Annotated in this window: 12 protein-coding genes; 6 read left to right on the top strand and 6 right to left on the bottom strand. The window is 33.9% G+C overall.

Going from position 1 to position 11754, the window contains the following annotated elements; all coding sequences use genetic code 11:
- Positions 1-36 precede the first annotated feature (36 nt).
- Genes CLV73_RS12190 through recJ form a run of 3 tightly spaced genes read right to left on the bottom strand, consistent with a single transcriptional unit; the run spans position 37 to position 2717 of the window.
- Positions 37-375 carry a DUF3817 domain-containing protein gene (locus tag CLV73_RS12190; RefSeq protein ID WP_100377175.1) on the bottom strand — a complete coding sequence of 113 codons (339 nt, stop codon included), beginning with the start codon at positions 373-375 and terminating at the stop codon, positions 37-39.
- A gap of 17 nt (positions 376-392) precedes the next feature.
- Positions 393-983, bottom strand: a complete 591-nt coding sequence (nadD, locus tag CLV73_RS12185) for a nicotinate (nicotinamide) nucleotide adenylyltransferase (protein ID WP_100377174.1) — start codon at positions 981-983, stop codon at positions 393-395.
- An 18-nt stretch (positions 984-1001) separates the two neighbouring features.
- On the bottom strand, positions 1002-2717 hold the full coding sequence (gene recJ, locus CLV73_RS12180; RefSeq protein WP_100377173.1) for a single-stranded-DNA-specific exonuclease RecJ: 1716 nt from the start codon (positions 2715-2717) through the stop codon (positions 1002-1004).
- A gap of 133 nt (positions 2718-2850) precedes the next feature.
- Between recJ and CLV73_RS12175 the strand changes: the two genes are divergently transcribed.
- Complete coding sequence (locus tag CLV73_RS12175) at positions 2851-3666, top strand: M48 family metallopeptidase (RefSeq protein WP_100377172.1); 816 nt, start codon at positions 2851-2853, stop codon at positions 3664-3666.
- An 86-nt stretch (positions 3667-3752) separates the two neighbouring features.
- Here CLV73_RS12175 and CLV73_RS12170 read toward each other — a convergent pair whose 3' ends face one another.
- Positions 3753-4712: a hypothetical protein gene (locus CLV73_RS12170; protein WP_157798787.1), complete on the bottom strand. Its 960-nt coding sequence runs from the start codon at positions 4710-4712 to the stop codon at positions 3753-3755.
- A gap of 136 nt (positions 4713-4848) precedes the next feature.
- Positions 4849-6471, bottom strand: coding sequence for an ABC-F family ATP-binding cassette domain-containing protein (locus CLV73_RS12165; protein WP_100377170.1), 1623 nt, complete (start codon positions 6469-6471; stop codon positions 4849-4851).
- 203 nt (positions 6472-6674) lie between these two features.
- On the opposite strand from CLV73_RS12165, the gene smpB reads away from it, so the two are divergent.
- The 5 genes from smpB to CLV73_RS12140 all read left to right on the top strand — a co-directional run bounded on the left by smpB (position 6675) and on the right by CLV73_RS12140 (position 11362).
- Positions 6675-7133 carry an SsrA-binding protein SmpB gene (smpB, locus tag CLV73_RS12160; protein WP_100377169.1) on the top strand — a complete coding sequence of 153 codons (459 nt, stop codon included), beginning with the start codon at positions 6675-6677 and terminating at the stop codon, positions 7131-7133.
- A gap of 77 nt (positions 7134-7210) precedes the next feature.
- Positions 7211-8671 (top strand): OmpA family protein, encoded by a 1461-nt coding sequence (locus CLV73_RS12155; protein WP_100377168.1) that lies wholly within the window; start codon positions 7211-7213, stop codon positions 8669-8671.
- A gap of 93 nt (positions 8672-8764) precedes the next feature.
- Complete coding sequence (locus tag CLV73_RS12150; RefSeq protein ID WP_100377167.1) at positions 8765-9505, top strand: YebC/PmpR family DNA-binding transcriptional regulator; 741 nt, start codon at positions 8765-8767, stop codon at positions 9503-9505.
- Between the two features lie 61 nt (positions 9506-9566).
- Complete coding sequence (locus CLV73_RS12145) at positions 9567-10394, top strand: UDP-2,3-diacylglucosamine diphosphatase (protein WP_100377166.1); 828 nt, start codon at positions 9567-9569, stop codon at positions 10392-10394.
- Positions 10391-11362, top strand: coding sequence for a glycosyltransferase family protein (locus CLV73_RS12140; RefSeq protein WP_100377165.1), 972 nt, complete (start codon positions 10391-10393; stop codon positions 11360-11362). The genes CLV73_RS12145 and CLV73_RS12140 overlap by 4 nt, the downstream gene beginning before the upstream one ends.
- Here CLV73_RS12140 and CLV73_RS12135 read toward each other — a convergent pair.
- The gene (locus CLV73_RS12135) at positions 11351-11641 is read right to left on the bottom strand and encodes a GNAT family N-acetyltransferase (protein ID WP_100377164.1); all 291 of its coding nucleotides are present in this window, start codon (positions 11639-11641) and stop codon (positions 11351-11353) included. The genes CLV73_RS12140 and CLV73_RS12135 overlap by 12 nt on opposite strands.
- Between the last annotated feature and the right edge of the window lie 113 nt (positions 11642-11754).

Genomic DNA, 11754 nt, shown 5'->3' with positions numbered 1-11754 from the left:
AAAAAAAGGACCGATGAGGTCCTTTTTTGTTCAATATTATTCTCTGTCAAAACGAGCCAATTTTTTATCAATCCAAATCGTGGCAAAAGGAAAAAAAGCGGAGATTAAAGAAAATACAAAATCTTCATCATCCCAAGCAAATATTTTTCTCATAGAAGGTAAAAATATCAGGTACAATGTAAAAAATAGTCCATGAATACTGCCTATAGTACTGATATAAACAATGGGGATGATGCCATGCGGATCAACACGAATCCAGATCATGGCCGTAAAAAGAAAGAACCATGATAATGCTTCGGCTAAACAAATTCGTCTAAACCATTTAATAACTTGTTCTTGGCTATATTTTGCGAAAATTTTTTCGAGAAAATCCATTACAATTTGTCTAACTTCTATTTATAAAAACTACTGCCATCCAGATACTCAAAAACTTCAGGCGGAAGCATCGGTCTTACATTTTTGTTTTCTTTGATCATATTGCGGATTTCAGTAGCAGAAATCTCTATAATAGGGGCTTTGATCAAAGATATATTTTCATGATTTTGATATGCTGAAGCTTTTGCTTCACCTTCACCTTCAGAAACTCTTGGATATACGATAATATGGTAGTTTTTGATCAGATAATCTGCATTTTTCCATTTGTGAAGACTCTTTAAATTATCTTCTCCCATAATCAGGCTGAAGGAATACTTAGGGTATTTTTCATTAAGATAGGCCAAAGTATCGATCGTATAGCTTGGTTTTGGAAGAGAAAACTCAACATTCGAAGCTTTAATATTGGGATAGTTTTTAAGAGCCAGTTCTACCATATCAAGCCTGTTATGATCATTCAACAGCGTCTTTTTGTCCTTAAAAGGATTTTGAGGGCTCACCACAAACCAGACTTCATTCATATCTGAATTCTCTAAAATATAATTGGCAAGAATCAGATGACCGATGTGAATAGGATTAAAAGAGCCAAAGAAAAGACCAACTTTTTTCATAGTGAACACAATGAATGATTAATTATCTCTGAACTTTACGTCTTTAATATTTAAATAATGAGTCACGTTTCCTTTCCAGTGGTTTTCTTCTAATGTAAAGGCAATATCAAAGCTTTTATTCTTAAATTCCTCAGCAAATTGCCCTAGTTTAAAACCTACACACTCTATATTTCTGTTAGTAGATTCCTGTCTGATGTAAAACTTAAGATGATTATTATCTTTTCCCATTGTTTTTAGATAACCGGAAAGTTTCTGGTTAGTCATGGAAAATATAGGTTTCATATTGTGAGGTCCGAAAGGAGCCAGTTTCCTATGAAAATTGATGAATTCACGGTTGATATCTTCAATCTGAATTTCCGTATCAATACTGATAGAAGGTTCTTTCTGATGCTCCTTGATTTTTTCTGAAACTACTTTTTCAAATTTTTCCTTGAAAGCTTCAAATTTATCTTTTTCCATCGAAAGGCCTGCTGCAGCATGATGTCCTCCGAATTTTAAAAAATATTCTGAGCACATATCCAGCGCCTCATGTACGTCAAAATCTGAAACGGATCTTGCGGAGGCTACCATTTCCCCATTATTACCGTCAGTAAAAACCAGAGTAGGCTTATAATACGTTTCGATCAGTCGGGAAGCTACAATTCCGATTACCCCTTTGTTCCATTCAGGATGATAAACAATAGTGCTGTGTTTTGTCTGCTGTTGAGATTCTATAATCTGATTAAGTGCAGAAAGAGTAGAGTTCATATCAAGCTCTCTTCTTTCATCATTGAGGTTCATGATATCGCTCACTATCTGATGAGCATGTTTTAAATTATCCGACACCATTAGCTCTACAGCAGCCTTACCATGAGAAATTCTTCCGGCAGCATTTATTTTAGGAGCAATTTCAAAAACAATATTTGAAATTTCAAAGTGAGATAATTTATCTTCAGGAATTAACAATCTTAAACCTAAGTTTCTAGTTTTGCGTAAAACTTTAAGTCCCATTTTGGCTAAAACCCGGTTTTCACCTGTCATAGAAACAATATCTGCAGCGATAGAAATCGCTAACAAATCTGTTAGTTCAAACAGCTCAGTTTCGGGAATTTTATAGATAGTATTCAAACCTTGGCAAAGTTTGAAACCAACTCCACAACCTGAAAGTTCTTTGAAAGGATAACGACAGTCGCTTCTTTTCGGATCTAGAACAGCAACAGCATTCGGAATTTCTTCTCCTGGTAAGTGGTGATCACAAATGATAAAATCAATATCCAGGTTCTGAGCATAGCTTATCATATCCAAGGCTTTGATTCCACAATCAAGAGCAATGATTAAAGAAAAACCATTTTCTTTAGCAAAGTCAATACCTTCAGTTGAAATTCCATATCCTTCAGAATTTCTGTCGGGAATATAATAGTCTAAATATTTTTTCTCAACAATTTTGCTGAGGTAAAGATACATCAGTGCTACAGCCGTAGTTCCGTCTACGTCGTAATCACCATATACTAATATTTTTTCACCATTTTCAATAGCGGTAGCAATACGCTCAACAGCTTTTTGCATATCGGCCATTAAAAATGGATTGTGAATGTCGTTAAGATTCGGTTTGAAGAATTCTCGGGCCTTTTGATAATTGTCAATACCTCTCAAAACGAGAAGCTTAGATTCAAAAGTTCCAAAACCAAGTGACGAACTTAATCTGTCTACAATATCTTCATCCGGTTCAGGCTTGTAAATCCATTTTTGACTCATCTTACAAAAATAGGGAAAAAAGTTTTAAAAGCCTAAGATAAAAAAAATACATTCAAATCACAGTTTTGAAATTTTAACATTCAAATTATCTTAAAAATAACTACCTTCGCGGTCCAAATTTAAAATAACAATTATGAAAAAAACTGTATTCTGCCTGATGTTCATTGGGGCAATGCACTCGGTTAATGCGCAAAAAATCAATTTAGGAAAAGCGGCAGGGGTTATTTCTAACGGAGCAAAAGCTCTTACTTTTACCAACGAGGATGCTATTAAATTATCCAAAGAATCTGTTGAATGGATGGATAAAAATAATAAAGTAGCAGGTCCGAAAGATCCTTATACAATCAGGCTAAATAAACTTTTCGGAAAGCATAAAAGTCAGGATGGTCTTAATCTGAATTATAAAGTTTATTTGGTAAAAGATATTAATGCTTTTGCGTGTGCAGACGGAAGTGTACGTGTATTTTCATCGTTAATGGATATTATGACGGATGAAGAGTTATTAGCTGTAATCGGTCATGAAATCGGCCATGTAAAAAATCAGGATACAAAAGATGCCATGAAATCTGCTTACTTAAAAGCGGCAGCTTTAGATGCTGCTTCTTCAGCTTCAAACACTGTGGCAACCCTGAATGACGGGCAGATCGGAAAAATGGCTAATGCTTTCCTTGATGCTTCTCACAGCAAAAAACAAGAATCCGAAGCAGATACATATTCCTACAATTTCATGAAAACGAATAAATATAATGTAGTAGGAGCTTACACGGCGTTTAAAAAATTGGCTTTGCTTTCTGAAGGTGGAGCGACGCAAACAGGATTTGAGAAAATGTTTAACTCTCACCCCGATAGCAATAAAAGAGCTGAAGCGGTAAAAAAGCGTGCTGAAAAAGATGGGCTTTGGAAAGATCCAGGAACAGTTTCTTTACCTAAAACTAAACTGACGAAATAGTCTTATATCAATAATTAAGAAGTAAAATCTCCAAATTAATTTGGAGATTTTTATTTTTCAATTAATTTCTAGGAATCTGGCAAAGCTTAATTTTTGAAAAATTCATATTTATTCAAAAAAGAAGCTTCGGAATCAATTTTTCCATTGGTTTCATGAGTCATCTTTGTCGGAATATTATATTCATCAAGATCATATTTTTCCAATGTTTTTTCATTGTTGTTTTCGGTAAAACTATCGTCAGAAATTAAGGTTTTTCCAAAATATTTTCTTTTTTGTTTAAAGTGAAATTCAGTGTTAATAGTTTCAATAATTGTGAATAGGTTTTCTTTAAATTCATTTGTTGTTTGAGTTGTATTTTTCTCATCATCATATTCTTTAGTTAATTTTTTATTACCATTATATTCAATGAAATAAGAATTGGAGTAATTAACTGAATTTCCATCAAAAGCTGTTTTGGAAATCAGTTGGTTTAAAGAATTAAAATTATAAACAATATAAAAATTTTGATCTGGTTCCTGATTTTTAAAGTAGGTAGTTACTTGTTTTTTATTAAAGTCATATTTATAAATTAATGAGTTATAATTTATGTTTTTGTCAACCTTAATTACATTTTTATCTGCATCAAAATCATTAATTGTAATTAAATTTTCGATATACCTCCAAGGATTATTGTTGTTGCCATATGCTGGTAACCCTCTTGTTTTTACTAGAATCAAGTTTCCTTCAGAATCGTAATCGTATTCATTTTCGCTTGATCCTGTATTAGAATTTAAAACAATTGTTTTTGTTAATTGGTTTTTATTATTGTAGAAATTACGCTCAATAATTGTTAGAAATTTTCCGTTCCAGATTTCGCTTACAAATTGTCTATAATATTTGAAGATGAGATTTCCCTGATGGTCGTATTCTAAAATATTTAAAAGTTCATTATTTTGTTTCTGTTCAAACCTTTTCAGCCCTTTCGGTAAAGTCTCCTGAGTAAAATTTACATTAAAGGGAAGATTATAGGAATTTGAAGTCATCATTACATCATCATATTCGGGCATATTGAACTTAATTTTTTCCTGACAAGAAAACAAGGAAAATATAAATATAAAATAGATGGCTTTCATTTTTTTTCTTTAAAAATAAAAATTCCTCAAATTAATTTGAGGAATTTTTTATTTAATATGACTTGAGATATTAAGAATACATCTTTTCTCTCAATTCTTTTACTTTTTTATCAGCAAGATATTCGTCGTAAGTCATTTCTCTGTCGATGATTCCGTTTGGAGTCAATTCGATGATTCTGTTACAGACCGTTGAAAGCATTTCGTGGTCATGAGACGCTAATAAAATATTTCCTTTAAAGTTAGACAATGAATTGTTCAAAGTCGTAATACTTTCAAGGTCTAAGTGGTTGGTAGGTTCGTCTAATAAAAGAACGTTCGCTTTCTGAAGCATCATTCTGCTGAACATACATCTCATTTTTTCACCCCCGGAAAGTACTTTACAAGATTTCAACGCTTCATCTCCAGAGAAAAGCATTCTTCCTAAGAATCCTCGTACAAATTCTTCGTGACGCTCCTCATCATTTTTCGTGAATTGTCTCAACCAGTCAACCAGGCTTAAATCTTCCTGGAAGAAGTTGGTGTTGTCTAAAGGCATGTGAGATTGAGTAGTGGTAACTCCCCAAGCAACACTTCCTTTGTCTGCTTCAACGTTTCCTGCTAAAATTTCAAAGAATTCTGTAATGGCCAATGAATTTTTAGACAAAACAGCTACTTTATCACCTTTTTTAAGGTTTAAATCAATATTTGAGAACAATAATTCTCCGTCTTTTGTTTTTTCAAGACCTTTGACATCCAAAATCTGATCTCCAGCTTCTCTTTCCATTTCGAAAATAATTGCCGGATATCTTCTTGAAGATGGCTTAATGTCATCGATGTTCAATTTATCGATCATTTTCTTTCTTGCAGTTGCCTGTTTAGCTTTTGCAACGTTCGAACTAAATCTTGCGATGAAGTCTTGAAGCTCTTTTTTCTTTTCTTCTGCTTTTTTGTTGGCTTGAGCTCTTTGTCTTGTCGCTAACTGAGAAGCCTGATACCAGAAAGAGTAGTTACCTGTGTAAAGGTTAAGTTTAGCATAATCCAAGTCACCGATGTGCGTACAAACTGTGTCTAAGAAGTGACGGTCGTGAGATACAACGATTACTGTGTTTTCGTAGTCTGCCAGGAAATCTTCTAACCAAGAAATCGTATCGATGTCAAGGTCGTTTGTAGGTTCGTCCAAAATAAGTACATCCGGATTTCCGAAAAGTGCCTGAGCTAATAGGACTTTTACTTTATCCTTGTTTTCAAGCTCACTCATCATTTGCCAGTGCATATCTTCAGTAATTCCTACGTTTGAAAGCATGGTCTGTGCATCAGATTCTGCAGTCCAGCCACCCATTTCATCATAAATCACACCTAGTTCTCCGGCTTTAATTCCGTCTTCATCAGAGAAGTCCTCTTTCGCATAAAGCGCGTCCATCTCTTCTTTTATCTCGAATAATTTCTTGTTACCTCTCAAAACAGCTTCAAGTACCGTGTATTGGTCATAAGCAAAGTGATCCTGCTCAAGAACAGACATTCTTTTTCCAGGTTCCAAAGATACATGTCCTGTTGTTGGGTCCTGCTTTCCTGTTAATATTTTAAGGAATGTAGACTTTCCTGCACCATTTGCTCCGATAATCCCGTAGCAGTTTCCTTTCGTAAACATAATGTTTACCTCGTCAAAAAGAACTCTTTTCCCGAATTGTAAAGATAAGTTAGATACTGTTAACATATAGTTTTGTAAATTTGGCGCAAAAATACGAAAAGAATTTGGGTATTTCGTAATAATGTAATAGTCAAGTTTTTAAATATAACGTATTTTTTATATATTTCATCAATTAAATTTAATATATATGCTGAGTTCAGAGTATGGCCTAATGATTGATTGGTGTAGCGATATTAAATTTTATAATTTCTTATAAGAATTTTTTAAAAATGAAGATTGAAAAAACAGTCAATATAGTAAATAGAAGAGCTAGATTCGAGTATGAAATTCTTGAAGAATATGAAGCGGGAATGGTTTTAACAGGTACAGAAATAAAATCTTTACGCTCATCCAAAGCTTCCATCGCAGAATCGTTCTGTCAGTTTATTGACAGGGAATTATACATTATTAATATGATGATTGATGAGTATAAATTGGGAACTTTTTATAATCACAAAACAAAAAGGGAACGGAAATTGCTCTTGCACAAAAAAGAATTGCAAAAACTTGAGAAAAAGTTAAAGGATGCAGGAAATACAATAATTCCTTTAAAGTTATATATCAACGACAAGGGAAAAGCAAAGGTCTTAATTGCTTTAGGCAGAGGGAAAAAACTGTTTGATAAAAGGGAAAGCATAAAAGATAGAGAAAATAAACGAAACCTGGATAGAATATTAAAGAAAAGTTAAAAATCATCTAAAAAACTTTGTATATAAAGAAAAATTATATTTATTTTGCATTATCAATTATTTAATCATTTAATTCTATGAAAAATCTAAAATTAGGAATTTCAGCATTGGCGCTTACTGTTGCTTCTACTGTGTTCGCTCAGACGACCAACAATCCTTGGTTGATCGGAGTTGGTGCTCACGCGGAGAACCATTTGGCACAAAGAGGTAACTTCAGTAATACGTTCTCTGCTAATAATTTGACGAAGACAATGTTCAATATGAACAACTTCTCTATTACTCCACCATTGTCAAAGCTTATCGTAGCTAGAAACATTGGTAAAGGTTTAGTTATCGACTGGCAGACTTCTGTAGGAAATGTTGAGAACAAAAGATTTAACATGGGTAAAGAATTCATGTTGATGACAGGTCTTGGTTTCCAGGCTAAAGCAGCAGGTCTTTTATGGAATGAAGAATCTTGGTTCGATCCATATTTAAGAGTAGGTGCTAACTATTTAAGACATGACTATACTTCTCTTACTTTCCCAAGAACAGATGCTAATGGAGTAGTTGCAACAACTGATGGTAACGAGAATGGTAAAGCTAATCACTTTACAGTTTCTACAGGTGCAGGTGTTAATTTCTGGGTAACTAAAAACTTCGGTTTAGGAGTTCAGGGAGATTACGTTTCAACTCCTGGAGATAAAGCAAATTATGCTAACTTCTGGCAGGCTTCAGCATCTTTGAACTTTAGATTTGGTAACAGAGATAGAGATAAAGATGGTATCCTAGATAAAGATGATCTTTGCCCGGATACACCAGGTTTACCAGAATTCCAAGGATGTCCTGATACAGATGGTGATGGTATTCCAGACAAAGACGATCAGTGTCCTGATGTTGCTGGTCCGGTAGAAAATAACGGTTGTCCTTGGCCAGATACAGATGGTGATGGTATTATCGACAAAGATGATGCTTGTCCTACAGTAGCAGGTCCTGCTGAAAACAATGGTTGTCCTTGGCCAGATACAGATGGTGACGGTATCTTAGATAAAGATGATGCTTGTCCTACAGTTCCAGGTGTTCCTGAGTTCAACGGATGTCCTCCTCCAAAAAAACCAGACATTGAAGTAGTAAATAAAACATTAAAAGATATCTTGTTCGACTTCAATAAGGCTACTATCAGACCAGAATCTAATGGTAAGTTAGATACTGCTGCTCAAATTATTAAAGATGCAGAAGAAACTAATTTCTTAGTAGTAGGTATGACAGATGCTAAAGGTTCTGCTGCTTATAACTTGAACTTATCAAGACAAAGAGCTGCTGCTGTAGTTGCTGCTTTAGAGGCTAGAGGAATTAATCCTAACACTCTTAAGTCTATCGGTATCGGATCTCAAGAAGCTACTGTTTCTGCAAAAGCTTCTGATGCGGAAAGACAAGTTGATAGAAAAGTTATCGTAAGATCAATCTCAGGTGCTGAGTGGGAAACTTACAAGAAAAATGATATCACTGTAGCTAAACCAGCTGTTAAGAAAGCTCCAGCTAAGAAAAAGAAAAAATAATTTATTTTTCTAAATAATAAATACCTCCAATTTTTTGGGGGTATTTTTTTTTCGTTGACTTTTAATTAATTTTGTGGAAAATTTAAAATAAAAATGGGAAGAGCGTTTGAATATAGAAAAGCTTCTAAAATGGCCAGATGGGATAAAATGGCTAAAACATTTTCTAAAATAGGTAAAGACATTGCTTTGGCAGTTAAAGCTGGTGGAGCTGATCCTGAATCGAATCCTGCACTCAGAAGATGCATTCAGAATGCGAAAGGAGCTAATATGCCAAAAGATAATGTAGAAAGAGCCATTAAGAAAGCAAGTGGTGCAGATGCGGAAAACTATGAAGAAATTACTTATGAAGGATACGGACAGGGTGGTGTCGCTTTTTTCGTAGAATGTACTACAAACAATACGACGAGAACAGTTGCGAATGTAAGAGCTATTTTCAATAAGTTTGACGGAAATCTTGGGAAAAATGGTGAACTAGCATTTATTTTTGACAGAAAAGGAATTTTCACAATCGATTTATCTCAAATTAAAATGGATTGGGACGATTTTGAAATGGAAATGATTGACGGTGGAGCAGAAGATGTAGAGAAAGATGAAGAAGAAGTAATGATTACGACTGCGTTTGAAGATTTCGGATCTTTATCTCATAAATTGGACGAATTGGGAATAGAAGCAAAAAGCGCAGAATTACAAAGAATTCCAAATAATACAAAAGAAGTAAGCGAAGAGCAGTTCAAGGCAAATATGAAAATGCTTGAGCGTTTCGAAGATGATGATGACGTACAAAACGTATATCACAACATGGAAATTACAGAAGAGTTAATGAACTCTCTATAAAAAATAACATAACATTTATATACAGTTAATTTTCAATTAGTTTCTTTGCATAAAATCATCTATGAAGAGAAACATTGAGTTAGTTGTCATTTCGGATGTTCATTTGGGGACTTATGGATGTAAGGCTAAAGAATTATTAAAATATCTTAATTCCATTCAGCCTAAAACTTTAGTTTTGAATGGAGATATCATTGATATTTGGCAGTTCAAAAAGTCTTACTTTCCTAAACCTCATTTAAAGGTCATTAAGAAAATCCTTTCTTTGGCCACAAAAAATACAGAAGTATTCTATATTACCGGAAACCACGACGAAATGTTCCGGAAGTTTACAGATTTCGAATTGGGTAAATTGAAGGTCTGTAATAAAATCTGCTTAGATATCAATAATAAAAAAACCTGGATCTTTCACGGAGATGTCTTTGATGCATCGGTACAGCATTCCAAATGGATTGCCAAACTGGGCGGAAAAGGTTACGATTTGCTGATTGTAATCAATAATATCGTAAATTGGTTTTTAGAGAAAATGGGTAAAGAAAAATATTCGTTTTCAAAAAAAATTAAAAATAATGTAAAAAAAGCAGTCAAGTATATTGGAGATTTTGAATTAACGGCTTCTGAACTGGCTATTGATAATCATTATGACTATGTGGTTTGCGGACATATTCATCAGCCTCAAATACGTGAAGTAGTGACTAAAAAAGGATCTTGTACTTATCTTAACTCCGGAGACTGGATAGAAAATCTTTCAGCCTTGGAATATAACGATAATGAATGGAAGATCTTTTACTACGAAGAGCACAAGCATTTGCTTGCAGATGACGAAACAGAAGAAATTAAGGATATTCCTAATGAAGAGCTTTTGAAACTGGTAACCAATTTTTCTCAATGAAAATATTATATGCCTTTCAGGGAACCGGAAACGGACATGTAGCAAGAGCACAGGAGATTGTTCCTATCTTAAAAAAATACACACAGGTTGACACTTTGATCAGCGGACATCAGTCCCAATTAAAGGCTGATTTTGATGTTGATTTTCAACATAAAGGTATTTCATTGCTGTATGATAAAACGGGCGGATTGTCATATAAAAAAACGTTTTTCGATAATGATTTTTATAAAGCTATCAAAACGATCAGAGAAATTGAATTGTCGCAATATGATTTAATCATCAATGACTATGAACCTTTAACAGGTTGGGCTTGTAAACTGAGAAAACTTCCTATGATTGAACTCAGTCATCAGGCTTCTATGTTGTTCAAAGAAACCCCTAAACCTGAAAAGAAGGATTTTCTTGGAGAAATGGTGCTGAAATATTATGTTCCAAGCGACCGAAGAATAGGATTTCATTTTGAAAGCTATCATCCACAAATTAAAAAGCCTGTTATCAGAAGGAAAATAAGAAATCTTAATCCGGATAAGAAAGGGTTCTATTTAGTCTATCTTCCCAGCTTTTCAGACGAAAATATTATTAAAGTTTTAAAACAGATTCCTGTAGAATGGAAGGTTTTTTCCAAATATACTCAGCTTCAGTTCAGAGAAAATAATGTTGAGGTTTTCCCGATTGATGAAATTCAATATTTACAATCTTTTGAAAACTGTGACGGAATTCTTTGCAATGCAGGTTTTGAAAGTCCGGCCGAAGCTCTTTTTATGGACAAGAAACTATTTGTTATCCCTATCCATAATCAATATGAACAGGAGTGTAATGCTTGTGCACTGGACAAAATGGGAATTCCTAATTCAAAAGTTTTACAGCTTGAAGAAATAGAAAAATGGGTGAATGACGATCAACACCTGAAAGTAAATTATCCTGATAATATCGAAGAGATTTTAGTGAACGAGGTTTTAGTTCTTTAAAAAAATATCTTCCACATCATTCATTCTCATCATTACAGATCTTGCATAAGAGCAGTGAGGATAAACTTTCCAGTTGTTTTCTCTTGCAAATTTAATGGCTTCTTCTACTAGGAATTTTCCCATTCCACGACCTTCAAATTCAGGATGAACCAGAACAAAAGAAATGATAAATCTGCTTTCTTCCGGGAAAATAGTGTAGGTTAATCTTCCGATTTCTTTAATCTCATTATTTAAAGTAATGACTCCGCCATTTCCTGATTTATTGTTTTCGAATCTCATAATCTAAGTTTTAATGATAGGTAAAAGTACAAAAACCACACCGACGATGTTTTGATGTAGATCAAGAAAGAAGGTGAATAGTGAATTGTTAATGGATTTCGCTTGTCAATTTT

Origin of the sequence: Chryseobacterium geocarposphaerae (assembly GCF_002797535.1) — a bacterium.
GTDB lineage: Bacteria > Bacteroidota > Bacteroidia > Flavobacteriales > Weeksellaceae > Chryseobacterium > Chryseobacterium geocarposphaerae.
The sequence above is the reverse complement of the archived record's forward strand: the minus strand, read 5'-3'. Positions and strand labels throughout refer to the sequence as shown.